The organism is Arthrobacter sp. ISL-69, assembly GCF_018613775.1.
In the GTDB taxonomy this organism is placed as follows: Bacteria; Actinomycetota; Actinomycetes; order Actinomycetales; family Micrococcaceae; genus Arthrobacter.
Genome location: NZ_JAGGPO010000007.1, coordinates 226,670 through 249,837, shown reverse-complemented (window position 1 = coordinate 249,837; position 23,168 = coordinate 226,670). Strand labels below are relative to the sequence as shown.

The 23,168-nt window shown below is 64.2% G+C and carries 23 protein-coding genes; 13 read left to right on the top strand and 10 right to left on the bottom strand.

The annotated features are described in order from the left end of the window. Positions 1 to 21: 21 nt before the first annotated feature. Together J7I79_RS04590 and J7I79_RS04585 are read right to left on the bottom strand one after the other, a co-directional pair. Complete coding sequence (locus J7I79_RS04590; RefSeq protein WP_214950816.1) at positions 22 to 375, bottom strand: type II toxin-antitoxin system HicB family antitoxin; 354 nt, start codon at positions 373 to 375, stop codon at positions 22 to 24. Then, positions 376 to 624 (bottom strand): toxin HicA, encoded by a 249-nt coding sequence (locus J7I79_RS04585; protein WP_311380516.1) that lies wholly within the window; start codon positions 622 to 624, stop codon positions 376 to 378. A 427-nt stretch (positions 625 to 1,051) separates the two neighbouring features. On the opposite strand from J7I79_RS04585, the gene J7I79_RS04580 reads away from it, so the two are divergent. Beyond that, a complete protein-coding gene (locus J7I79_RS04580; RefSeq protein WP_214950814.1) occupies positions 1,052 to 1,603 on the top strand; it encodes a hypothetical protein in 552 nt (183 codons plus the stop codon). Between the two features lie 148 nt (positions 1,604 to 1,751). Here the strand turns inward: J7I79_RS04580 and J7I79_RS04575 are convergent, their stop codons facing one another. Then, positions 1,752 to 3,164: an amino acid permease gene (locus J7I79_RS04575; protein ID WP_214950812.1), complete on the bottom strand. Its 1,413-nt coding sequence runs from the start codon at positions 3,162 to 3,164 to the stop codon at positions 1,752 to 1,754. 54 nt (positions 3,165 to 3,218) lie between these two features. Then, the gene (hisC, locus tag J7I79_RS04570; RefSeq protein ID WP_214950810.1) at positions 3,219 to 4,316 is read right to left on the bottom strand and encodes a histidinol-phosphate transaminase; all 1,098 of its coding nucleotides are present in this window, start codon (positions 4,314 to 4,316) and stop codon (positions 3,219 to 3,221) included. A 92-nt stretch (positions 4,317 to 4,408) separates the two neighbouring features. Between hisC and J7I79_RS04565 the strand changes: the two genes are divergently transcribed. After that, complete coding sequence (locus J7I79_RS04565) at positions 4,409 to 4,912, top strand: Lrp/AsnC family transcriptional regulator (protein WP_214950808.1); 504 nt, start codon at positions 4,409 to 4,411, stop codon at positions 4,910 to 4,912. A 120-nt stretch (positions 4,913 to 5,032) separates the two neighbouring features. Then, the gene (locus J7I79_RS04560) at positions 5,033 to 6,691 is read left to right on the top strand and encodes a thiamine pyrophosphate-binding protein (RefSeq protein WP_214950806.1); all 1,659 of its coding nucleotides are present in this window, start codon (positions 5,033 to 5,035) and stop codon (positions 6,689 to 6,691) included. 26 nt (positions 6,692 to 6,717) lie between these two features. Here the strand turns inward: J7I79_RS04560 and J7I79_RS04555 are convergent, their stop codons facing one another. Further along, positions 6,718 to 7,839 carry a class I SAM-dependent methyltransferase gene (locus J7I79_RS04555; protein WP_251042359.1) on the bottom strand — a complete coding sequence of 374 codons (1,122 nt, stop codon included), beginning with the start codon at positions 7,837 to 7,839 and terminating at the stop codon, positions 6,718 to 6,720. A 366-nt stretch (positions 7,840 to 8,205) separates the two neighbouring features. After that, on the bottom strand, positions 8,206 to 8,805 hold the full coding sequence (locus J7I79_RS04550; protein WP_214950804.1) for a GNAT family N-acetyltransferase: 600 nt from the start codon (positions 8,803 to 8,805) through the stop codon (positions 8,206 to 8,208). A gap of 269 nt (positions 8,806 to 9,074) precedes the next feature. Here J7I79_RS04550 and J7I79_RS04545 point away from each other — a divergent pair, with 269 nt between their 5' ends. The 3 genes from J7I79_RS04545 (at position 9,075) to J7I79_RS04535 (ending at position 12,626) form a co-directional block, all read left to right on the top strand. Beyond that, positions 9,075 to 10,112, top strand: a complete 1,038-nt coding sequence (locus tag J7I79_RS04545) for a TOMM precursor leader peptide-binding protein (RefSeq protein ID WP_251042358.1) — start codon at positions 9,075 to 9,077, stop codon at positions 10,110 to 10,112. Between the two features lie 587 nt (positions 10,113 to 10,699). Continuing rightward, the gene (locus J7I79_RS04540) at positions 10,700 to 11,395 is read left to right on the top strand and encodes a hypothetical protein (protein ID WP_251042357.1); all 696 of its coding nucleotides are present in this window, start codon (positions 10,700 to 10,702) and stop codon (positions 11,393 to 11,395) included. 1 nt (position 11,396) lies between these two features. Continuing rightward, entirely contained in the window at positions 11,397 to 12,626 is a 1,230-nt protein-coding gene (locus J7I79_RS04535) for an MFS transporter (protein WP_214950801.1), read from the top strand. Positions 12,627 to 12,711: 85 nt separating this feature from the next. On the opposite strand, the gene J7I79_RS04530 is transcribed toward J7I79_RS04535, so the two are convergent. Beyond that, a complete protein-coding gene (locus tag J7I79_RS04530) occupies positions 12,712 to 13,377 on the bottom strand; it encodes an excalibur calcium-binding domain-containing protein (protein ID WP_214950799.1) in 666 nt (221 codons plus the stop codon). Between the two features lie 45 nt (positions 13,378 to 13,422). Continuing rightward, a complete protein-coding gene (locus J7I79_RS04525) occupies positions 13,423 to 14,808 on the bottom strand; it encodes a DUF1524 domain-containing protein (protein ID WP_214950797.1) in 1,386 nt (461 codons plus the stop codon). A 393-nt stretch (positions 14,809 to 15,201) separates the two neighbouring features. Here J7I79_RS04525 and J7I79_RS04520 point away from each other — a divergent pair, with 393 nt between their 5' ends. Beyond that, on the top strand, positions 15,202 to 15,723 hold the full coding sequence (locus J7I79_RS04520) for a hypothetical protein (RefSeq protein WP_214950796.1): 522 nt from the start codon (positions 15,202 to 15,204) through the stop codon (positions 15,721 to 15,723). 143 nt (positions 15,724 to 15,866) lie between these two features. Next, entirely contained in the window at positions 15,867 to 16,220 is a 354-nt protein-coding gene (locus J7I79_RS04515; protein WP_214950794.1) for a hypothetical protein, read from the top strand. 93 nt (positions 16,221 to 16,313) lie between these two features. On the opposite strand, the gene J7I79_RS04510 is transcribed toward J7I79_RS04515, so the two are convergent. Together J7I79_RS04510 and J7I79_RS04505 are read right to left on the bottom strand one after the other, a co-directional pair. After that, positions 16,314 to 17,012, bottom strand: a complete 699-nt coding sequence (locus J7I79_RS04510; protein ID WP_214950792.1) for a hypothetical protein — start codon at positions 17,010 to 17,012, stop codon at positions 16,314 to 16,316. 122 nt (positions 17,013 to 17,134) lie between these two features. Then, positions 17,135 to 18,172 (bottom strand): helix-turn-helix transcriptional regulator, encoded by a 1,038-nt coding sequence (locus J7I79_RS04505; RefSeq protein WP_214950790.1) that lies wholly within the window; start codon positions 18,170 to 18,172, stop codon positions 17,135 to 17,137. Positions 18,173 to 18,292: 120 nt separating this feature from the next. Here J7I79_RS04505 and J7I79_RS04500 point away from each other — a divergent pair, with 120 nt between their 5' ends. The 5 genes from J7I79_RS04500 (at position 18,293) to J7I79_RS04480 (ending at position 23,149) form a co-directional block, all read left to right on the top strand. After that, on the top strand, positions 18,293 to 18,691 hold the full coding sequence (locus tag J7I79_RS04500) for a DUF1304 domain-containing protein (RefSeq protein ID WP_214950788.1): 399 nt from the start codon (positions 18,293 to 18,295) through the stop codon (positions 18,689 to 18,691). 88 nt (positions 18,692 to 18,779) lie between these two features. After that, a complete protein-coding gene (locus tag J7I79_RS04495) occupies positions 18,780 to 19,673 on the top strand; it encodes a potassium channel family protein (protein WP_214950786.1) in 894 nt (297 codons plus the stop codon). Positions 19,674 to 19,707: 34 nt separating this feature from the next. After that, positions 19,708 to 20,502: an alpha/beta fold hydrolase gene (locus J7I79_RS04490; protein ID WP_214950784.1), complete on the top strand. Its 795-nt coding sequence runs from the start codon at positions 19,708 to 19,710 to the stop codon at positions 20,500 to 20,502. Positions 20,503 to 20,638: 136 nt separating this feature from the next. Further along, positions 20,639 to 22,408: an ATP-dependent DNA helicase RecQ gene (locus J7I79_RS04485; RefSeq protein WP_214950782.1), complete on the top strand. Its 1,770-nt coding sequence runs from the start codon at positions 20,639 to 20,641 to the stop codon at positions 22,406 to 22,408. A 102-nt stretch (positions 22,409 to 22,510) separates the two neighbouring features. Beyond that, on the top strand, positions 22,511 to 23,149 hold the full coding sequence (locus J7I79_RS04480; protein WP_214950780.1) for a hypothetical protein: 639 nt from the start codon (positions 22,511 to 22,513) through the stop codon (positions 23,147 to 23,149). The last annotated feature ends 19 nt before the right edge of the window (positions 23,150 to 23,168 follow it).

Genomic DNA, 23,168 nt, shown 5'->3' with positions numbered 1-23,168 from the left:
AGTCCGTCGGTGGATCAAGGCTTAGGCCGTCAGCCGCTCCGTTGCATACTTATTGAGGGGCATACCGTGATTGGCCGCCTCAATCGCCAGCTTCCGGTGAAGTTCGGGAGGCACCCGAAGGTTGAGCCTCCCACTAAACGTTTGGGTCGCAATGGGCTGGGGCACTGATTCGCCGGACTTGCTAAGTTCATCGATCACGTCGGACACCAAGCGTTCGATGCCGCGGAGCGCCTCGAACTGGTCCTCGTCCAGCCAGGAGAGGGACGGGAACTCGAGAACCGTGGCCACAAACTCTTGGTCCTCCGGCGACCACTGGACCGAGTAACGGTACTGCGCCACCGGGGACGGCAGGGCAGCTGCTTTCCGGATAGACATCTACTTCTCCTTGCTCCGATCGATAGCGGCTATGGCTTGCTTCACCTGGTACGGCTTGGCCTTGCCATTCTTGTTCTGCAGATTGATCCTGGGATCGCCGGCCCAGGGCATTTTGAAGATTGCGTTGTGGCTTCCAGAACCTGCTCTGGGTTCGCCGAAGTAATGAGTACAGAGCTTGAGCATGTCACTGTAGGAGACGTTCTCAGGTGAGTTTCTAGCTTGCTTTTCGATCGTGTCGATGCTCCCCACCTACATAATGGTGCCACTTTTGGCACCACGACTCAAGTATGCATATGAACCCTATCGCCGTTCGGGAGGTTTGAGGTTCCGGTACGACTCGACTGCCTACAGACATGGTCCACATTGCACGCCGCTCCGCCACGCGCGACACCTGCGGCCCCACCCAAATGCTCTCATTCAAGTCCTTCGGGAACTGCGGCAGTGCTGGCATTCCCTGGTCGCGGCCGCCGTCGTACTTCGAGGGGCCCGCTGCCCAAAGAACCCACTGCCGTCCAAGCGCCTGCCATACTGCCCCGGCTCCGGCAGGAGGGCGCGCGGTACTCAAGCGAGTGCGACACGCAGGTCAAGAAGACCAGCGGGGTGTTCAACGATGACCTCTCCGATGAGGAAGAATCGGCAACGATCAACTTCGTTTATGGGTATTTGGGGGCAGCTAGTGGATTCCGAAGCGATATGGGCGACGCTCGCCGCTGTGGCCAGTGCCATCGCCGCCTTCGTCAGTTGGATGACTGCTCACACCGCACTGAAAACGAGCCGACGGCAGCATTCCGTCGGATTGCTGGCTGACTTGACCACGGGCGAGGTAGCCGGCGCCCGCGATCGCATCGGAAACTGGCTCTACGGCACCCATGATCAGCATTCGCGTATCAGCAAACCGGAGCTGATACAGGCCTACTACGTCGTGGCATGGGCGCTTGAGCGCCTTGCGGTCGGCAGGACAGCTTTGCGAGTGATGCGATTTGGCGATAAACAGGCACTGAAAGAGTCGGATGCGAGGCTTCTCTGGCACGTGGAGGAACAAGCTCAGAACCTTCGCTTCATAGCCAACTTCGTCAAGACCATAGACAACCGGGAAGTGGAAGACTCGTTGCGCTCAATCCAGAAACAGATTCCGTATCTCCAAACGTCTAAGACCCGCTCCGTGTCGCCTTGCGACACACCTGGATGTTGGCGGCGGCCCGGGGAAGAGGGAGTCTTGGCGAGATAGTACGTGCGCGACGAAATATCCGACAGCGTCCTCGGCGCCGTTAGCGGAGCAACATCGGCCACCCTGTTGCAGCGAAGGGCGCGCCCGGCCAAAGCCGGACGCGCCCTTCGTGTGCCCTGAACCTACGAATTCGTTCGGTGCACCTGGTTCAGTCGATAAGAACCGGCTGCTTGGCAGCATCCGAAGCCTCGACCACAGGCGCAACCTTCCGGTTCCGGTGGTGCAGCCAGTTCGCCACCGCCAGAAGCGCCACGAGTGCGAACGTGCTCAGGAGCTGGGGGCGGGAATCCTCGCCGATGAAGCCCACCGTGAAGATCGCGGCGAGGATGACCAAGCCAAACACCGTGAGCCACGGGAAGCCGGGCATCCGCAGGGGAAGCTCCGTTCCCTCCCGGTCGGCGCGGAGGCGCAGCGCGAGCTGGGCGAGGAGCGCGGAGGTCCACACCAGCAGGCACGTCGACCCCACAATGTTGAGCAGGACTGGAAGGACCTTCTCCGGGAAGGCCAGCTCCAGCACCACCGTGACAACGCCGAAAGCGACGCTGGCCAGGACCGCGACAACCGGGACACGCGCCTTGGACACCGAGGCGAGCAGGCGTGGCGCTTCACCCCGCTCGGCGAGGGAGTACGCCATCCGGGACGCACCGTAGAGGTTGGCATTCAGGGCGGAGAGCAATGCCGCGACGGCCACCAGGGTGATGGCGGTGGCCGCACCGGGCATGCCTGCGGCATCCAACACCGCGGCGAACGGGCTCTTCAGCCCCGCCGAACCCACGGGAACCACAGCCGCGATCACGAAGATAGCGCCGATGTAGAAGATCAGGATGCGCCACAGCACCGTGCGGACTGCTTTCTTCACGCTGCGGGCAGGCTCGGCGGTCTCAGCTGCCGCCACGGAAACGATCTCGGTGCCACCGAACGCGAAAGCCACCACGAAGAGTGCCGTGGCAATACCGGCGAAACCGCTGGGCGCAAAGCCGGCTCCGGTGAAGTTGGTCAGGCCCGGCGACTGCACGCCCGGCAGCCAGCCGAACAGCAGGGCGGCGCCCACCAGGAGGAACCCGACAATTGCCGCCACCTTGAGCAGCGCAAACCAGAACTCGAACTCGCCGAAGTTCTTCACGCTTGTCAGGTTCACCGCGGTGAGCACCACGATGAACACGAAGGCCATCAGCCACACCGGCAGGGCGGGGAAGATGGTGGCCAGCAGGCCTGCCGCGCCGAGCGCCTCGGCCGCGATGACCACCACGAGCTGCAGCCACCAGAGCCAGCCCACGGTGGCACCGGCCACCGGCCCGTAGGCCTTGGCGGTGTAGACGGAGAAGGCACCGCTGTCCGGATTGGCGGCGGCCATCTCACCGAGGGCCCACATCACCAGAATGATCAGGGTGCCGGCCACGAGGTAGGAGATCAGCACGGCCGGGCCGGCAGCCTGGATGCCGGCACCGGAGCCGATGAACAGGCCCGCGCCGATGGCGCTTCCGAGCCCCATCATGGTGAGCTGGCGGGGTTTGAGTGCCGCGCCCAGTGCGCGGCCAGACGTCATTGTCTGTTGTTCCATGGGGAGTCCTCTGGTTGTAGGTGGAACGGATTGAATTTCAGGTCAGTCGGTTTGTTAGGCTGCGTGGGCTTCCAGAAGCCGGAGCACGCGATCGTTGGAGGCCGGGGCGGCAACGGTGATCCGCACCCCGTCTCCCTGGTACGCCCGGACCATAACGCCGGCGGCGTCAAACGCGTCCACCAGCCTCGCTCGGAGGCTCTCGTCGGCACGGATCCACAGGAAGTTGCCCTGGCTCGCCTGCAGTTTCCAGCCCCGGGCTTCCAGCTGCGCGGCCATCCGTGTTCGCTCCTGCCTGACGGCGGCGACCCGGGCTTCCATCTCCTCCCCGGCGTCCAGCGACGCGATGGCCGCCTTCTGGGCCAGCGCGCTGACCGAGAAGGGAAGGGCGGTCCGGCGCAGTCCCTCAGCGATGGCCGGCGCAGCCACGGCGTATCCCACGCGCAGGCCGGCGAGTCCGTAGGCCTTGGAGAAGGTGCGCAGGATGCAGACATTAGGGTACTGGCGGTAGAGCGCCAGGGAATCGGGGCCGCTGCCCGCTTCGGCGTATTCCACGTAGGCCTCGTCGATCACCACGAGGATGTCGGAGCGGACGGACTGCAGGAAGTCCTCGATCCGTTCATGGCTGATCGGCACGCCGGTGGGATTGTTGGGGGTGCAGAGCAGGATGACCTTGGTGCGGTCGGTGACGGACGCTGCCATGGCATCGAGGTCGTGGCCCTCAGCGCCGTCCAGCGGAACGCGGACCGGCCGGGCGCCTGCCAGCTCAACCAGGATGGGGTACGCCTCGAACGAGCGCCACGCGAAGATCACGTCATCCCCGGCGTCGCAAAGTCCGGTGATGATCTGCTGGAGGACGCCGACGCTGCCGGGTCCCACCGCCACCTCTCCGGCCGTGACGCCGAGGTGGAAGGCAAGCCGTTCGCGGAGTTCGACGGCGGCACTGTCCGGGTAGCGGTTCATGGTACCGGCCGCTGCGGCCACCGCAGCAGCGGCGGCGGGCAGCGGCTCGTAGTGGCTTTCGTTGCTGGCGAGGGCTGCAATGTCCAGGCCGGCGCTGCGCCGGCCCGGGACGTAGGGCGGAAGTCCGGCCACCGCGCCACGAAGGGCGGGGAGCGCGGTGTCCGGTGCTGTCAGGAGCTGATCACGGGTCATGAGCACCGATCATGTTGTGACCCGGCCCACAATGCAAGATACCCTCAACCCATTGGGACTTCTGCTCAACTTCTACTGACTGTGATGAAAATATGACCATCCCGAACCCCCGCACCCTGGATTCCCTCGACGGCAGGATCATTCTGGCCCTCGACAAGGATCCCGAAGCCAGCGCCCTGGCACTCTCGCGAACGCTCGGCGTCGCACGGAACACGGTCCACGCCCGGCTTTCACGGCTCGAGCGCAGCGGCGCCCTCCGCTCCTTCAGCCGGAGGCTGGATCCCGCCGCGCTGGGCTATGACCTGATGGCATTCCTCTCCCTGTCCATCAGCCAGACCCGGACAGGTGCGGTGGAAGACGGGCTCGCCGCGATCCCGGAGGTCATCGAGGTGCACGCCACCACCGGGGACGCGGACCTCATGGCCAAGGTGGTGGCACGCAGTACGGCCGATCTCTACCGCATCACCAACCAGATCCTGGAAATCGAGGGGATCCAACGCACCAGCACGGCCATTTCCGTGCTGGAACTCATGCCGCCCCGCTACGACGGCCTCCTCAGCCGGCTCTCCGAGCAGGAAACCCGCCCTTCCCACTAAATGCGGGTGATGCACGCCACAAGTGCGCAGATTTTCAATTAATACTGCTGTCTCCTGCCAAAGATCCCAATCAAACTCGACTCTCTTGCCTATCTGTGAACCAGCCCACAAGATTCCTGCATGACTTCACTTACCGTCTCCGGCCGCGTGGCGCAGGTTCTTAGCAGCTATCTCAGCGATGTCTTCGGCGTGATGGGCAACGGCAACGTCTACTTCCTGGACGCCGCGGAAAAGCTGGGCCTCCGCTTCTCCCCCGTCCGCCATGAAGGCGCCGCCATCGCCGCGGCCGACGCCTACTACCGGACATCAGGACGTCTCGCAGCGGGCACCACCACCTACGGCCCCGGCTACACCAATGCACTCACCGCCCTCGCCGAAGCGGTCCAGGCCCAGATCCCCGTGGTGCTGGTCACCGGGGACGCGCCGAGCAGCGGCGCCCGGCCCCAGGACGTGGACCAGGCGGCAATCGCGGCGGGCCTCGGCGCGGCCACCTTCACCGTCACCCGCGACGCCGCGGGCTCCATCACCCGGCAGGCGGTGGAGTACGCACTCACCAAGCGCACCGCCGTCGTCATTGCCATCCCCTACGACCTCGCGGCACTCGAGGCTGCGGACGAGGAGCTTCCCGCGCCTTCGGCGCCGAAGATAACGGACGACGTCGACGGCGGCCTGGGGCAGGTAGCCCGCCTGCTCGCCGGGGCGAAGCGGCCGCTGATCCTCGCCGGCCGCGGTGCGCACCTCGCCGGAGCCGGCCCGGAGCTCCGCGAGCTCGCCGACCGCCTGGGCGCGCTGACCGCCGGAACCGCCCTGGCGCTCAACCTCCTCCAGGGCGACGGGTATCTCGGCGTCGCGGGCGGCTTCGGCACCGACACCGCGGCCGGGCTCATGGGTGAGGCCGATGTGGTGCTCGTGGCCGGGGCGAGCCTGAGCCCCTTCACCATGCGCTTCGGGCACCTGCTCGGCCCGGACAGCACGGTCATCCAGATCGACACCGCCCTTCAGCCGACGCACCCCCGGGTGGACCTGTTCGTCAGCGCCGACGCCAAGTCCGCCGCCGGACGCATCCTCCAACTGCTGGACGGCGAGGCTTCAGCAGCAGCTTGGCGAGCAGAAGCCCGCAAACGCCTGGCCGAGGGACCGGCGCACCACGCAGGCACCACGGAAACCGCTGACGGCCGGTTGGACCCGCGGTCACTGGCCATCGCGTTGGACGCCGTGCTGCCGGAGCGCCGCACCGTGGTCCAGGACGGCGGGCACTTCATCGGGTGGGCGCCCATGTACTGGAACATCCCGCGGCCCCAGGATTTGGTCATGGTGGGGACCGCCTTCCAGTCCATCGGGCTGGGACTTGCGAGCGCCGTCGGGGCAGCCCGTGCACTGGAGGACGGCCGCACCCTGGTGCTGGCCTCCGGCGACGGCGGTTTCCTGATGGGCCTGTCCGACCTCGAATCGCTGATCGGTGCGGCGACCAGCGCCGTCGTCGTAATTTACAACGATGCCGCCTACGGAGCGGAGATCCACCAGTACGGCTCCCAGGGCCTGACCGAAAAGCCGATGCTGATCCCCGAGGTGGACTTCAGCGGCATCGCCCGCGCGCTCGGTGCGGAGTCAGCGATCATCCGCTCGCTGACGGACCTTTCCGCGCTCCAAGACTGGATCGACGCCGGCGCCAAGGGAACCTTCGTGGCCGACTGCCGCATCACGTCGAGCGTCCGGGCCCCGTGGCTGAGCGAGTGGATGCAGGCCAAGCAGGAGGCGAAGGCGGCGGTGGCGGGCTAAGCCGGCCTACGCCCTATCGCGCCGGACTATCGGCGAACAAGCCGCCACAGTGACGTGACCTCGGCCGTGCGCGCCTCGAACAGGGGATCGTCGCGGTCCGATGCCTTCGGATGCGTTGGCTTGGTGTCCAGCCGTTCCACCACCTTCAGCCCAGCCGCCGTGATGGCGGTCAGCAGATCGTCACGCGTCCGCAGGCCGAGGTGCTCGGCAAGGTCGGAGAGGACAAGCCAGGCCTCACCGCCCGGTTCCAGATGGTCGGAGAGTCCGTTCAGGAAGCGGAACAGCATCCTGCTCCCGGGGTCGTAGACGGCGTTGTCCAGGGTGGAATGCGGCGTGGCCGGAATCCAGGGAGGGTTGCACACGATGAGGGGTGCCCGCCCGGGCGGGAACATGTCGGTCAGGACGGCCTCAGCACGGTCCTGGACACCGAGGTTCCGGAAATTCTCAGCGGCGCAGGCGATTGCACGCGGTTCATTGTCCGTCGCCACCACGCGGTGGACGCCACGGCGGGCGAGGACGGCAGCGAGCACCCCCGTGCCGGTTCCGACGTCGAACGCCAGCGTGTCAGAGGGAAGCGCAGCGGCGGCCACGAGATCCACATACTCACTCCGGGTGGGGAAGAACGTGCCATAGTGCGGGTGGATGCGGCCCTGCAGGGCATCGACGTGGACGCCATTCCGTCGCCACTCGTGGGCGCCAATGGCCCCGACAAGCTCATGCAAGGACACAACGGAAGGTTCGCCGATATCGCCGTACGCTTCAGCGGCGGCCTGCCGGATGTCCGGTGCGCGGCGCAGCGGCACCACCGGACCCGGATCAAGAGGAATCAGCAGCAGGCCGAGAACGCGTGCACGATGCGAGCGGGACTGGCGGTGCCGATAGAACTTATCGGCCGGAGTTGCTGCGGTCTCTTTCTTTCCGGCGCCTATCCGCCGGTCCATGGCGTTGAGGATCTGCCGTGCGTTGTGGAAGTCACCGTGCCAGAGCATCGCGATCCCCTGTGACGCCATCCGGTTCGCATCATCGGCCGTGAGAGAGTCGGAGACCACTTCGACGCGCGTCGGCGCCGGCCTGCCGTTCGCCGAACGCCATCGCGCGGTCATGTTCTCACCAGCCTCGGCCCAGGTCACGACGGCGGGATCATTCATCTCAGCTGTGCGCGCGGGTTTGAGGGCCGGCGTCGGGATTCCCACGGGAGCTGGCGAGTCGGTAGTGATAAAGATCCATTCCAAGAGTCCGGGGGCCCGATCGGCGACTGACGATTGCGGCGGTGATCCACGACGTGGAAGGCGACGGCCCAGGATTCCGGACCGTCATCCGGCCGCGAACCGAGCTTGGTTGATGGCCGCTGTAGCCATTCAACCTGCATTGTCAGGATACAGGTGTGCCGTGGCCGCCGTTCGACGGACCGGGCGCCGCGAAGTGGCCGTCCAGTTGAAAGCAGCACGCGAACGACAGTCACGCGCCGCCGTCGTAATTCTCGCCAGCGTGTACGCTCCCGGGCCGCTGTCTCTTCACCGTGAGGACTGCGGGCCGCCATCTGGCACGGATGCTTTAGCTGGAAATGCAGCAAGCCCCTCTGGCTCAAAGCGCCCCAGGTCGATCCAGTACCGCCGAAAATAGCGCCCGTTCCCGTCTATCCTCATGTCCTCGAGGAGGCCTCCACAACGCTCGATAGTCCTGGCTGACGCTGCATTCGCATCATCGCAGGTCAGGAGAACACGGTCAGGTTCCCCCTGCGCAGCCAACCGAGCACACATTTCTTGCAGGGCCCACGAGGCCGCCCCTCGCCCGCGATCGGAAGGCCGAACGCCGTATCCAATATGCCCGCCCGAGTTCAGGAGCGCCGGAGTGAGGTGGTGGCGGAAGGCAATCGCTCCTACATACCGCGGGCCCTCTGTGATCCAGCGATAGGTGCAAGGAACAATGCCGCCAGTCTCGACGACGTGCGCCGCACCCAACAGCCTTCGGACCCAAGCATCAAACCCTTCCTGGCTGAAGATGTCGTCGTCTGGCGAGAGCCCGGCACCGTCTTGATGGGCGCCGTCCCACTCGCGGTGGGACTCGGCAAACGACGGGTAGAAGGAGGCAGCGGGTACAACCAGTTCGAACATGCACACGACTCTATACCGCGTCCAACCAACTTTTGTAACACGAATCAGTGTTCAAAGAATTTTTGTCAACAAGCTTGTCAAATGCATGACAGATGCCATAGATTCAATCCGTCCAACGAATTTATAAATAAAAAGGAGTGATTCAAAGTGCTTAAGCTCAAGCGACTGGCCAAGCGCCGTTCCAAGCTGAACCTCGTGTTCAACTGATCGAAGAAGAATAAGTGGGGACCACGCACAGCGTGGTCCCCACTCCTAATTGGAGGCAAGAATTGGTAGCCACGACCTACTCCCTTAAGCAGTCGCTCCCCGTTATAACAACAGACACTGCCGTGCAAATCGGCTTGGCGCCGCCCAATGCAATCGAAATTGAAGACGCACCCCACGGGCTGGCAGAATTGCTCGGATTTGCCTCACAACCACGAACACTCGATGAACTGGGCAACGAGGCTCAACTACTTCTTGGCGAAAGCTCCGGGCAAATCATCGAGGAGCTCATCGATGCCGAAATTCTGGTGCCTTACAGGATCGACCTTTCTGGCCAATACAGCCGCCATGATCTGTACTTCGCGCTTGCTCACGGCACAGGGCCGGGAGCAAGCGAGCTGCTCCGCGCCCGAACGGTAGCGCTCATCGGCGTCGGAGGCATCGGGACCAACGTGGCCATGCAGCTCGCGACGGCGGGGGTAGGTTCCATCGTGCTCGTAGACGGAGATACCGTCGAAGAAAGCAACCTCACCAGGCAGTATCTCTTCACTGCCCAGGACGTTGGCAAGACGAAGATCGAAGCAGCCGCAGAAAATCTTCTGCTTCGAGCTCCCGGCCTCAACACCATCGAAATCACGTCGATGATCTCCGGCGTCGAAGATCTCTTGCCAATCTTTCTAGACGCAGATTTCGTGGTTGTTTCCGCCGATACTCCCCAAGAAGTGCTCGAGTGGTCCAACGAAGCATCAATTCTCTCCGGAACTCCCTTTACCTGCGCCGGCTACCAAGACACACGAGGAGTGGTGGGGCCAGTCGTCAGACCAGGCACTACCCCATGCCTGCTGTGCGCGGCAACAGACAACGACGGGCGGACGAACTCCAAAGCGTCCCTCAGTACTGAAAATCTCAACTCGGCCTACCAGGCACCAAGCTTTGGACCCCTCAACTCCATCGTGGCGTCCATTGCTGCCATGGAAGTGTTTCGCTATCTACTCACCGGCTCGACGCACCTGGATGGTCGAAGACTGGTCTTTGACTCACTGGAACTGTCTTCAGATTTTGAAGATTTCGCTAGGGACATTCACTGTGTTGCGTGCGCCTAACGTCAACGGCAGCAAAGTACTCGTCGCCGTGGCCGGGGCCTATACCGTCGCATCACTGGCTTCGACCGTTGCCAACAGGAACTTTTGGCCAATCGCATCAAATAACATGTTCAATGCGAAGTTCGAAGACCGCCTCTCGCGTTTCGCTGTTGAATTCCACCTGTCAGACGGAACGGTAGTAGCGTGCGGGCCGGCAAACTGCATTCCGACTCAGTTCTTCCGGGCCGGGGCAGTGTTCGCACACATTTTCATGGCTGATGAGGACCGGCCGAAACAAGTTCTGTGCCAGAGGATACTCCGGCGGCTGCGCAGCGCTCGGTGGAGGCCATTTGACGAGGTCCGAGCCCCTGCAAACCTACCCAGCGTTCCACTGTCCAAAATGGAAATCTGGGTGGAGACGACGGTGAGGGGAAAGCCTCAGGAAAGGGAAGTCGTGTACGCCTATGTTCCATCCAATGCGCTTTAAGCAAGTCAGTCCTCGTCAGGTCCGGGCTGCGGGATTGTGGATCGTCGCCGCCCTGACTCTTACGCTGAGGCCCGGCCCGGCTGCTGTCCAGGACTTCAGAGCTGCCCTCGAGCCGGCGCCGTTGAGTTCGGATCACAATCCCGATTCCCCCACAACGTGGAAGACGCAACGCATAGCAACCGGTCTGCTGCTGGGAGCAGCCGCTGTCAGCGAACTGTGCAAGGGCTCTAATGCAAAGCGATTTTCCTGGCTGCGGCGGGGAGCGTTGGGAGTATTTCTTGGAACCCGTGCCGTGGCGGCCCAGTCGCTTCCAGGCAGGTGGCCCTACGACACGTTTATCGAAGCAGTCCTGGCTACAAGTCAGTGGCCCCACTCAGCAAAGACCGACACCGGGCTCGGCGACCTGCCGATTGCGGTGTCGCGGGTAGCTCTGTACTTGCCCTACACGCAGGCTGGCCTGTCCAAGCTTATCCACGGCTCCGACGCCTGGGTCCGGCGCGGCGATGCCAACCACATCTATCACTCGCATTTGAGGGCATCCGATAACCATCCGTTTGCACAAGAGAGGTTTGCCCGGCCGGTTCGAGTTCTAACCCGCGCCATTCCCTTCCTCGAGCTGCTCGCGCTGCCCCTCGCGCTTATTCTTCCCGGAAAGTGGCGAGTCTTGATTCCCTGCTGTACGAGTCTCTTCCACATGGCCATTGCCCGCACATGGGACATCAGCTTTTGGCAGGCTCCCACCATGCAATGGCTCCTGATCTCAGTCGAAAAACAGAGCGACCTTGCAACCATTCTCCGCGCAGCCCGAGGAAAATAAATTGTCTCCAGCAAAGCCATGGCAGCGACGCCTGCACCTGACAGGAATGTGGGTCAATTCGCTTGGCGGGGGTGCTTACAACATCGCCCTACCGCTCATCGTGCTTCAAACGAGCGGCAGCCTGGCCCAGATGTCCATCGTGGCCGTCGCGTCACAACTGCCAAAGGCCTTCCCCGGAGTGCTGATTGGTGGACTGGCCGACCGTATGTCGCCGCGTACCCTGACCCACATTGGATATTGGGGTCAAGCGCTGGTTGTGGCAGCCATGGCGGTGCTGATCGGCCCCTGGCATACTCCTTTTTGGGTTCTGGTGCTCGGCGCCTTCCTTCGTGGCAGCCTTGACATGTTCGCGCGAACTGCAACCTTCGTTGCCATCCCGAAAATGTACGGCGATGGCACAGCCAAGTTCAATGCATCCGTCTCCACGGCATGGACTTCGGCTTCCATCGTGGGGCCAGCTATCGGTGGAGCCTTAAGTGCTGTCTGGGGTCCCTGGTGGTTGTTGGCCGTGGACGCTGTTTCATTCACCGTGATTGCGTTGATAATGAACTTCCTGCCGTGGCCGGACCGTCCAAGTAGTCCGCCCGACCGACCAGGCTTTATTCGGGACCTTTCTGCAGGTTACAAGAGGCTCTCTCAACTCAACGGTTGGTGGCGTTTCGCCGGGACAGTTGTTCTGGTCGGCTTCCTGTCTGCGCCTCTGTCAACGCTGGCCATCTTCCAGACTTCAGTTACTCTGGGCGGCTCGACTACCGAAGTGGGGATTGTCGGTGCATCCGCCGCTGCAGGTCTGTTTTGCGGATCAATCCTGTCCGGCCTGTTTTCCAGTTGGCGTCCAAACATCCTCATGCAACGTTCCTCGTGGCTGATGGCCGGGGGGTCCCTGCTCTTCTTCGTCCCGTCCTGGATCGCTGTTGCCGGTGCCCTCTTTATCGTGTGCACCGGAGGCATTGCCTGGACTGTCGGACGCACGTCTCTTATCCACCAACAGATTCCCTCCCCAGACCTGGGCAAGACCATGACGGCCGTCCAGTTTCTTGAAACAGTCTCCAGCCCCCTCAGCCTGACGGTTGCCACGTACCTCATGGGTGTTTCATCATCTATGGCATTTGCGTCAATCTTGTTCGCAGCACTACTTTCAGGACTGCTTGCACTGGGTTCTGATTCGATACTGAGTCCCAAAGAACGCGAACCAGAGCCACGGCCACGGCCACGGGAGACAGTGCACTAGCTTCACTATTCCGGCGTGCCTCTAGGTCCGTACAAACAAAGATGCCGTGAAGACCTTGCGAAAGGTCTCCACGGCATCTTTGCGACTAGTTCTCGCAGGCAATGCCATCGCGATCGCGGTCAAGGCTGGTGCTGTAGCCAGGCTGCCCGGAATACAGCGGTGCCGCTCCTGCGGCCTTCGCCGCAGTGCAGTTGGCGTAGTAGACAGCTGCCGGCGCCTGCGGGACAGTCTGTTGCACCGGCGCCTGCGGGGCTGCCTGCTGCGCCGCAGCTTGTTCGGCCGCCAACTTCGCGGCAGCCGCATCTGCCGCAGCCTTGTCGGCCGCCGCCTTATCCGCCGCTGCTTTGTCAGCCGCAGCCTTGTCCGCAGCAGCTTTTTCAGCCGCAGCTTTCTCGGCTGCAGCCTTGTCTGCGGCGGCCTTTTCCGCCGCCTCCTTGTCAAGGTTCTTGACGCCCAGGAGCACGGTGGAGTCCTTCGCCACCTTCGCTCCCTCAGTGGGGTCCTGGGACGTCACCTGCCAGTTCTCCTTCGACATGATCATTTTGCCGTCGACGGTGTCCTCCGCCTTGACCTTGAGCCCGAGGTCTTCCAGTTGATCCGTGGCTTTATCCAGGGTCAGGCCCATCACGCTTGGAACCGTGACAGCGTCTGAGACTTCTGCAACAGCGGTTGCAGACGCTGCCTCCTGCTTGCCGCCGCATCCGGTCAGCATGAGGCCGGCTAGCACAACTAATGTCAGAGTCTTTTTCATTTTTCCCCCTTGGAAAGTTTGAAACTGTTGAGTCATGGAATCGGTCTAGCTTTCGCAGGCAACGCCGTCGTGGTCGCGGTCAAGCGCGGCACGGTAACCTGCTGACCCCGCGTAGAGCGGCGCGGCACCTGCAGCCTTCGCCGCTGTGCAGTTGGCGTAGTAAGCAGCTGCCGGTGCCGGCGCAACAGGAGCGGGAGCAGGGACAACAGGTGCGGGAGCAACAGGGGCCGGCGCAACGGCAGCCGGAGCGGGTGCTGCCGGGGCGGGCGCAGCCACCACAGGTGCGGGCTGAACGGCAGCGGGTGCAGGCGCTGGCGCGGCGGCCACAGGCGCCTGCTCGTTTGTTGGTGCGAGCTGGCCGGAGCAGTCGGCCAGGATCCTAGCCATGGCGTCGTGTTCCGCCTGGGTAACCCAAAGGCTGTACGTCGCCTTCACCGAAATCTGCCGTGCGACATATTCGCACCGGAAACCCTTGTTCGGCGGCAGCCAGGTGGCGGCGTCGCCGTCACCCTTTTTCATGTTGGTCGGGCCGTCCGTCGACTGCAGGTTCAGGGGGTCATTGGCGAAGGCTGTCCGCTGTTCCGTGGTCAGCTGCTGTGCGCCCTTCTGCCAGGCGTCGCTCAGGGCCACGACATGGTCGATCTGGACGGCGCTGCTGGTCGCAGTCCCCCGCAGGAAGTTGATGCTGGAGCCCGTGTAGGGGTCCGCCAGCGTGCCGGACTGCACCTTGCAGGGCACACTGTTGGTGTATTTGATAGCCGTAAGGTCGCGTTTGAGGATGTCATTCCGGGTGTCGCAACCGTTACGGTCAACGTCCGCCCACGCCTGCCCGAACAGTGCGCGGTCATATCCCGTCTTCGGTGCCCGGCCCTTGATGGGAAGGGTGGCCAGCAGGTCAACCGCCTTGGTGGCAAAGGCAGGCTGCGTCTTCGGAGCCGTAACGCTGGCCCCCTGCGCCAGGAGGTAGGGGCTGTCAGGATCCAGCGGGGCGCCCGTTTCCTGCACGGTTGGGGCGGACGACGGCGTCGGCGTGGCTTTGGCAGTCGCGCTCGCTTGAGCGGAGGCTGACGAGGCAGCGCCCTCCGACGAGGCCGCCTCCAGATCCGCCGTCGCAGTGCGTGGCATCGCCAAGCCGCCCGCGATAAGCAGGGCAAAGGAGACGGCAAGGGCGACGGCGCCCGCCTTCCGCTTGGCCGGGAGCCAGGCCCACGAACGGCGTCCGGTCGCCAGGACATAGAGGCCGGTGAGGCCGGCCGAGATGGCCAGGAACAGCAGTGCGCCGCCAAGGCCGCCGCTGAACGCCCCGATGATCATGAACAGCGCGGTTATGCCCCCGACAATGAAGGTGGAAGTGCGCGGCTTCTTAGGCGGCCTCTGGCCCGGTCCCGCGCCCGTGGGCCGTGCCCCCCAAAGGGTCTCGTAGTTCGACATTCTTTCCCCCATTAAAAAAGACCCGGCAAATAGCGCGGGCCTTTTGCTTAAGCCGAAATGTTGCTAATGAGAAGCGTATTTCTCCGGCGCTGGGGGAAACGCAAACTGCGTTGAACCTTGCACAACCTTGATTGAGTCTTGAGCCAGTCTTGAGGATGCTTGTCACACAGTGAATTCAATGCATGCCTGCCACGCATCTTGTGCCTAAGGCGCACGCACCGGTGGCTCGTCTCGATCCCTCGACACTGGTGAGATCCGTGGGCCGGCTTCCGCAGCCTGCCCCAGTAACTGCCGCGGAATGCCCGGAAGCGACTGGGATAGGCTCGCTTGGGACCGGAACACGCATCGACTCAAACGCTCAGGGCGGGGAATTCATTGGATTTACTGGGCGGCATGAGCCGCGACGAACTCCGCATCTTTTCTTGGGTTGCCGCCGCTGCCTTCGCGCTCGTGGCCGGCGTCTGGCGTCCGCGCCGGCTTCATTGGACTGCCCTTGGTTCCGTCCTGCTCTTCGCGGCCCTTAACGCGGGTGCCGGGATCTACGTCCTGAACCATTTCAGTGACTCGCGCTGGTCCACAGGAGAACCGCCGCTGAGCGTTCCGTCGTTTTCCGGGACGCCTGTTGTGGGGCAATTTCTGGAACCCCTGGACTCCGCTCTGAACGGAGTGGTCGGCGGGGTGAACGAGTTCCTGGCATTCAAGCAGGCGCTCCCCGTCGCGCTGGACTTCCTTGCCGCGTCCGGCTGGGCCCTGCTGGTGGCGTTCCCGATCGCCATTCTCGCCGCCAGCATCAGTTACGCCGCGGCCAGGCGCCGAACGGCGGACTTCGAAAAATACCGTGCCACCGTTGACCTGCTCCAAGAGGAGGTTGAGCAGCTCAAGCGGCAGATCTCATCAGGGAATTCCGTCCGGTAAACACTTCATCCGTCGCTGATGATTCGTAACTGTGTGTCGAAACCGTATGTGGAATGGCAGTACTCACCATTAGCCACGGGAACGCCGAGGACCCTGTATATAGACTGCTGTGGTACGTGTACCTCGACTATTAGGAGAAGTTCATGAGCTACAGCGGAAGTCAGTCCGAGAAGCCGGTAGCAGCCGGCGACCTAGACCGCAGCCATATCGGTCAGACTGTGAGCTTTGAATCGAACGACTTCACGGTTGTCTTCGGAACACTCTCCGGCGTTGCCCGGACCGAAGCCATGGTGTACCTGTCTCTTCAGGGAGTGGGCGGCGGCACCCATCTGAAGGACGAGTACGACTTGCCTGCCGGCCAGAACGTCTACGTTCAGATGGATCCCCTGAGCACCGCCGGGAAAACCCTCGCGGAGGCGGAACGGGTCATCAAGGAGAAGTTCGACGAGATCAAGAAGAACCTCCGGGATCGGGAACAGAAACCGGATTCCGAGTAACCGGCATCCAGTCCGCGAGGAACCCCGCAGTGCCCAGCACTGCGGGGTTCCTCTGTTTGTCACTGTGGGCAGGTTGCCGCTGATACCGGGCGGCTACCCGTGGGTGACTGCAGCGCCCACCAGACCGAACAACGTCCCCGCCGCCAAGGCAATGAGGGCACGTTTCCGGGTGGGATACAGCCAGCGCACTGCGAACACGGCTACTGCCAGAATGAGGCCGTTGACGACGCTCAGGATGACTGCGACCCACTCGGTCCCGGTGGCCACCCCGAAACCTCCGCCGCTGCAACCGCTGATCCCGCACCAGAAAAAACCGGCCACCATCCACTGCGGAAGGCTTAGAAGAACTGCCAGCGGCACGGCCCACCAGAGCTTTCTGACGTCCGGCGTGACCCCTCGCAGCGTCACCCGCGGATACTGAGCCGAGGCGCCGGGCATGCCGGCGACCGGAACCGATGTGCCCTTCCGTACGCTGAGGACAATCGATCGGAAGACACCCGCGTTGACCACCGCAAGGAGGAGGTATCCGAAATAGTAGAGGACCACAGTCAGGCTCAATACGGCGCCGGAGCCAAAAATGCCGATGACGAAATACGCAGCCGAAACGGGCAGCGTCAGAACCACCATGGCGAACAGCAGGCCCTCCTTGAACCCGGCATCCAGGTCCAGTAAAAAGCCCCTGCTAACCAGCGCACTTACAACAACAGCAAAGGTCACCGACAGATAAACGACGACGGCGGTTCTGGCCCAGCGCGGCATGGCCCTTGCATTGGGCCGGGATCCTCTACTCACAACGCTCCCCCTTGACGTCATTCCGGCCCGCTCTTTGCGACGGAGCCGATATTGCCGGCACACGCCCTGGCTACCGGCACCTTGATGGTCGCACGCCGGGCGCCCAAAGTGCCGGAGCCGCTTCAAACCAGCAGCTTCGCCACCAATTCACCGCGGCTGCCCACACCTACTTTTCCGTAGAGCGCCTTCAGGTGGTCGTGCACCGTGTGCGGGGAGATGAACAGATTCCGGGCGATGTCCGCCGTCGGATTTCCGGACAGGAGCTCCAGGCAGACTTCCCGCTCGCGGGCTGAGACCCCGTACGCGGCGAGCAGGAGGCTGAGCACGTCGTGCGAGGTGGCCGGCTCCACGGTGACCACCATCTGCTCGGGGTCGTCGCCCGTAATGAGGCGGCTGGCCTGCAGCACCACCCAGTTGCCGCCGGCGTCACGCATTCTGGCCCGGGCAGTGCCTGAGACGGAGGCGTGGGCCTGCGCCACAGCGGAGTGCAACGTCATGGTGAAACCGCCCGGCGTCGCATCCTCCACCTCGGCCAACCACAGGACCGCGGCGGGGGTGGCCGCCCGCAGTTCGCCGTGGATCCCGGCGATAACGATCACCGGGCCAGCCGCAACGGGGCGCGCCCCGTGCTGCACCCGCACGGCCACCCGGGTGGCGGCTGCCAGAGTGGCGGTGATGGCGCCCAGGAATTCCACCTCACGGTCCGAGAAGTCCTGCCCACCCTCCCGAAAGATACTGCCCACACCCCAGCACGCCTCGTCCACGCGGAACGCCGCGCGCAGCTCATGATCCAGACCCAAGGGAACCAGCAGGTCGTTGATCCGGACGCTGTGGACCACGTCCCGGTGCGGGGCATCAGAAATCCTGGCCACGGGCCGCGGCCGCCGCAGCAACTCCTTAAACGTGTTCGGTTCGGCACCGGTGTACTCGGACTCGGCGAAGCGGGCGGCATACTCGTCCGTCACCGGCCACGGCCGCCAGTTGGTCACGGACGTCATCCCCAGCGTGTCCGGGTCCACCCCGGCCCAGCAGCCCTGATCAAACGGCACCGCCTGCCGCACCACGGCCAGGGCCGCGGTGTAGAGCTCAGCCAGGTCCAGGCCGCCCGCAGCGAGGTCCGCAATCTCGCGCCGGGCACGCTCAGCGCGCTCCTCCCACATACCTCCAGTATCCGGCCGGACGGCCGGACCGCAATCCCCCAAACCGGGGATTGAACGGGTCTCCAGGAACCCCCGGTGAGGGGATCGCAGCGGCGCCCGCCGCCGTCGTACTCTTCCCTCATGAACGCCGTATCGCAGCTCTTCGCGGTGCTTGCCGCACTGATCTACATCGTGGTGTTCCCGCTGGAAAGCTTCTTCCTGCGGCACCCGGCAGCGCAGAAATTCCTCAGCACACCTGCCCAAAACGTGCCCGCCGTGATGATGTGGGCCATCCCCACCGGCTTCCGCAACCTCCTGATCGGGCTGGGGAACATCGCCGGGGTGGTCGCGGTGAACACCGAAAACGTGGTGGTGGGATACACGCTGGTGGTCTACTGCTGCGCCAATATGGTGCTCAGCGGCGCCACCATGGGGCTGGCGGACTGGCTTGGCCACTACCCAAGGAGGGGCGACAGCATCCCCGGCACCCTCGGCGCGACCGTCCCTCCCCTGATTGCGCTGATCGCGCTGCCGTTCTGAGCAACCTGGCTCTGAGCAAGCCGGCGCCGTCGCACTGTCCCGTGAGGTCCGCCGCGGTTTCGAAGCAGTGCCGCCTCTAAGATGAGGCATGGACTTCGAGGACACGCTCTGGACGGTTTTGGGGGCCGGCCTGGTTTTGCTGATGATCGTCGACGTCTTTCGCACGCTCCTTTATCCGCACGGTTCCGGTCCTGTAGGCCGGGCGATCATGCGCGGATTCTGGCTGGTGTCGAGAAAACTGCGGGGCCGGGGCTCCTTCATCGCAGCACCATTGGCGATGGCCGCTGTCATCGGCACCTGGGCAGGCTTGGCGGCCATCGGCTGGGCCCTGCTCTACCTTCCCCATCTGACCGACGGTTTTATTTACGGAGCCGGGGTTCCGCTGCGGGCCGACTTCGCCGAAGCCCTCTACATCTCCCTGGTCACTCTTTCCACGGTGGGGTTTGGCGATATCGTGGCAGCGCATCCGTTGCTCAGGCTGGTTGTGGCGCTCCAGGCCGTCACCGGTTTCGGGTTGCTCACAGCAACGGTCACCTGGATCCTGCAGACGTTCCCGGCCCTGAACCGCCGCCGGGCGCTCGCCCACCAGCTGAACCTGTTCAGGGAGGCTGCAGGTTCGGCGGGTGTGTTGGCGCTGGATCCCAAGCATGCTGCCGGGCTGCTGGAGTCAATGGCGGGAAACGTAGCCTCGGTGAGCATCGATCTACTGGCGTTCCACGAAACCTACTACTTCCGTGAAGTCGACCAGCGCGGCTCCTTGCCAGCCACGGTGGCCTACGCCCAGGAGCTGGCATCCCAGACCCAGGGCAGCGAGAGCGCTGAACTCCAGTTCGCCGGACGGATGCTCCACGCGGCGCTGGACGGACTCGCGGACGTCCTCCGCGGCAAATTCGGCCACTCTGGAACCACCTCTTCCGACGTGTTCGACAGCTACGAGCTGCACCACAGACACCGGCGGCCGGGGCAACCGGACGCAAAGTAGCATCACGGCTACCGCTGCGGCGTACCCTGAGGCTATGGAATCCGAGGTCCGGGATCTCAAACTCCGCACCGGCATCACGGTGCCGTGCCGCGTCCAGGGCGACGCCGGTGCGAGGCCGGTGTTGCTGCTGCATGCGTGGGGCGAATCCCGCGGAAGCTTTGACCGCCTCCTCCCCCTGCTGACGGGTTACAGGATTTACGCCCCGGACCTTCGCGGGCAGGGCGAGGCGGACAAACCGGAGGACGGCTATTCCCTGGCAGAACAGGCCGAGGATGCCGCTGCGATCCTGGACGCCCTCAACCTGCCGACGGCATTTGTCATCGGCTCCTCCAGCGGCGGTTACGTCGCCCAGCAGCTGGCCGTGGCCAACGCCGGGAGGGTCGCGGCGCTGGTGCTGGCGGGCGCTCCCCTGAGTCTGCAGGGCCGGCCCGCCTTTGCCGACGAGGTGGACGGCCTGACCGACCCCCTCGACGGGGGCTGGGTCCGGGAGTCCCTGACCTGGTTTCCCCTGCTGCACGAGGTTCCCGCATGGTTCATCGAGGACCGCGTCCGCGACGGCCTCAGGATGCCTGCCCACGCATGGAAAGCCATCCTCAACGGCCTGTGCGAGGCCGCACCGCCCACGGAATCGGGAACCATCCACGCGCCCACGCTGATCCTCTGGGGCGCCCAGGACAACCTGCTGACACGCAGCGACCAGGAAACCCTGGCCGCCCGGATCCCCGGCGCAGTGCTGAAGGTGTACCCCGATGTGGCGCACGCGGTCCTGTGGGAGTGCCCGGAGCAGGTGGCCGAGGACGCATTGGCGTTCTTCCGTTCCCTCGGGTGAAACCCAGCTTTGGTCACAACCGGACCAGGTTCCCGTGGGTAACCCGCCGCCCCTCAGCAATGAGCAGCAAGCGTTATGCTGGACCCCTCGGCTGAAGACGCCCGGCCGTCGGATCGCACCCCACGGAGCTGCCATCATGACCGAGGCACCAGCCCCCGCCGTCCCCAACGACACAGTCCCCGCTGACGCCGTCAGCGCTCAAGATCCCGACGCCGGCCTCCGCCAGCTCGCGGCGGACACGTTCGGACTCCCCCAGCTCCGCGCCGGCCAGCTCGCCGGGATGCGCGCCCTCGTCGCGGGCCGGGACGTTCTCGCCGTGATGCCGACCGGCTACGGGAAGTCGGCCATTTACCAGGTGGCCGCGCTGCAGCTGCACCGAGACCAGGACCAGGACCAAGCGGCCCCGAAGCCCAGCGAGCCTCGCAGCGCAAGGCGCGGTCCCGCCGTCGTCGTCTCCCCGCTGATCGCATTGCAGGAGGACCAGCTGGACGGCCTGCTGGAAAGGCTAGGTGGGGAGGCCGCTGTCGCCGTCAACTCCGGCCACAGCCACTCCGAGGTGAACGGCGCCTGGGACGCAGCCGAGCGCGGCGACGCCGTCTTCGTCTTTCTCGCCCCCGAGCAGCTGGCGAAAACTGAAACCGTGGAACGGCTCGCGGCCCTGGACGTGTCGCTGTTCGTGGTGGACGAGGCACACTGCGTCTCCTCCTGGGGCCACGACTTCCGCCCCGACTACCTGCGCCTCGGCGAGGTCCGCGCGCAGCTGGGCAACCCGCCCGTCGTCGGCCTCACCGCCACCGCCTCTCCCCCGGTGCGCGACGAAATCCAGCAGCGCCTGAACATGTTGGACCCGCTGGTGCTGGTGCACGGCTTTGACCGGCCCAACATCCGGTTGGAGGTGGTCCGCCATCACACGGACAGGGACAAGCGCCGGGCCGTGATCGAGCAGGTGGCCGGGCTCAAGGGTCCCGGCCTGCTGTACGCCGCCACCCGCAAGGACACCGAGGCCTACGCCGCCGAGCTCACCGAACGCGGCCTGCGCGCCGAGGCGTACCACGCCGGCCGGAAGCAGGGTGAGCGGGACCGCGTCCACCAGCAGTTCCTCGACGACCGCCTCGACATCGTGGTGGCCACCACCGCCTTCGGCATGGGCATCGACAAACCCAACGTCCGCTTCGTCATCCACGCCGATATCCCCGAATCGCTGGACAGCTTCTACCAGGAGATCGGCCGCTCCGGCCGCGACGGCGAACCTGCCGCCGCCGTCCTCCACTACCGGCCCGAGGACCTGGGCCTGCGCAAGTTCTTCGGCACCCACGCCCCGGACGGGGAAGCGCTCCTGGCCGTCCTTCAGGTGCTGCGCGCCGCCGACGGTCATCTGAAGCAGAAAGCCCTCGCCGAGCAGACCGGCCTCTCCCCGCGGAAGCTCACCGGACTGCTGAACCAGCTGCAGGAAACCCGCGCCATCAAGGCCGGCAAGCGCGGCATCCGGCTGAAAGCCGGCGCTAAGCTGCCCACGGTGGTGGAGCGCGCCGTCGAACAGGCCGAAGCACGCCAGCGGGTGGACCGCTCCCGCATCGAGATGATGCGCGGCTACGCCGAGACGGACGGCTGCCGGCGCCAGTTCCTGCTGGGCTACTTCGGCGAGGACCTCCCCGAGCCCTGCGGCAACTGCGATACCTGCACCGACGGCTCCGCCTACGAGGAGGATTACGACGACGCCGCCGCGGCTGCCGCGGGCGGGGAACCTTTCCCGCTCCAGGCCGCCGTTGTGCACAAGGAATGGGGGCCGGGCCTGGTCATGCGGCACGAGGAGGACGTGATCACCGTGCTGTTCGAGCAGGAGGGCTACAAGACCCTGTCCCGCCGGGCCGTAACGGAAGGCAAGCTGCTGACCCTCGCGACGTGAAGGGTGCCGGTGTGCGGACGGGCCGGGCCGATGTCCCATGTTCGATCGTCTGGATGGTGGCCGCGCGCCGATGCCGCCGTGTTCGCGTGAAAGTATTCATTCATGACTATCAATGGCGACACCGCCAAACTCCTAGCCTTCATGGATTCCCACGGCATCGACGCCTCGACTGATGCTAGTCGTGGTTGGGCTTCCATCGGTGCGATTATTGTCGATGCCTCCTTGCAGCGACGGCAAAATTACCAGGCAACCGTGAAGCCGCGCGTTGACGCCCTGGTTGTCGCATGGCCAGAGGCAAGAACCACGAGTGGGTTCCGGAAATGTCTTGCTACGGGAACCCTCTCGGAGGTCATCGACTGGCCATCGCCGGGCCGTCTTGCGCAGATAGACGACCTAACATGCGTGTTTGAGGATCAGGGCATCGAAACCGTAGAGGAACTCCGAGCCAGACTCACTGACCCAGCAACAAGGCCGGTACTTCGTGATGCCCTCGCAGCTGTACGCCATGTGAGTCCTAAGACGCTGGATTACATCGACACCCTGAGTGGACTCTCCACGGGGGATGCTATTGATGTGCGGATACGGAGAGTTGCCGGGGCGGCCGGCATCGAGGACGTCTCTTACGCCAACATGTCGGCCGTGATCCGCGATGCTGCAGGCTCACGAGGGTTGCGCGCTGAAGACCTGGACGCTGCGCTGTGGCACTTCGGTATTGAGAGCGCCCCGGAAGCATCGACGTAAGGACTGTATAGCTATGACG

Bases quoted from the DNA above. Each gene is read 5' to 3' on its own strand.
- J7I79_RS04590 (WP_214950816.1), bottom strand. From the start codon at position 375: ATGTCTATCCGGAAAGCAGCTGCCCTGCCGTCCCCGGTGGCGCAGTAC.
- J7I79_RS04575 (WP_214950812.1), bottom strand. From the start codon at position 3,164: ATGGAACAACAGACAATGACGTCTGGCCGCGCACTGGGCGCGGCACTC.
- hisC (WP_214950810.1), bottom strand. From the start codon at position 4,316: ATGACCCGTGATCAGCTCCTGACAGCACCGGACACCGCGCTCCCCGCC.
- J7I79_RS04565 (WP_214950808.1), top strand. From the start codon at position 4,409: ATGACCATCCCGAACCCCCGCACCCTGGATTCCCTCGACGGCAGGATC.
- J7I79_RS04560 (WP_214950806.1), top strand. From the start codon at position 5,033: ATGACTTCACTTACCGTCTCCGGCCGCGTGGCGCAGGTTCTTAGCAGC.
- J7I79_RS04555 (WP_251042359.1), bottom strand. From the start codon at position 7,839: ATGAATGATCCCGCCGTCGTGACCTGGGCCGAGGCTGGTGAGAACATG.
- J7I79_RS04550 (WP_214950804.1), bottom strand. From the start codon at position 8,805: ATGTTCGAACTGGTTGTACCCGCTGCCTCCTTCTACCCGTCGTTTGCC.
- J7I79_RS04530 (WP_214950799.1), bottom strand. From the start codon at position 13,377: ATGAAAAAGACTCTGACATTAGTTGTGCTAGCCGGCCTCATGCTGACC.
- J7I79_RS04525 (WP_214950797.1), bottom strand. From the start codon at position 14,808: ATGTCGAACTACGAGACCCTTTGGGGGGCACGGCCCACGGGCGCGGGA.
- J7I79_RS04520 (WP_214950796.1), top strand. From the start codon at position 15,202: ATGAGCCGCGACGAACTCCGCATCTTTTCTTGGGTTGCCGCCGCTGCC.
- J7I79_RS04515 (WP_214950794.1), top strand. From the start codon at position 15,867: ATGAGCTACAGCGGAAGTCAGTCCGAGAAGCCGGTAGCAGCCGGCGAC.
- J7I79_RS04505 (WP_214950790.1), bottom strand. From the start codon at position 18,172: ATGTGGGAGGAGCGCGCTGAGCGTGCCCGGCGCGAGATTGCGGACCTC.
- J7I79_RS04500 (WP_214950788.1), top strand. From the start codon at position 18,293: ATGAACGCCGTATCGCAGCTCTTCGCGGTGCTTGCCGCACTGATCTAC.
- J7I79_RS04495 (WP_214950786.1), top strand. From the start codon at position 18,780: ATGGACTTCGAGGACACGCTCTGGACGGTTTTGGGGGCCGGCCTGGTT.
- J7I79_RS04490 (WP_214950784.1), top strand. From the start codon at position 19,708: ATGGAATCCGAGGTCCGGGATCTCAAACTCCGCACCGGCATCACGGTG.
- J7I79_RS04485 (WP_214950782.1), top strand. From the start codon at position 20,639: ATGACCGAGGCACCAGCCCCCGCCGTCCCCAACGACACAGTCCCCGCT.
- J7I79_RS04480 (WP_214950780.1), top strand. From the start codon at position 22,511: ATGACTATCAATGGCGACACCGCCAAACTCCTAGCCTTCATGGATTCC.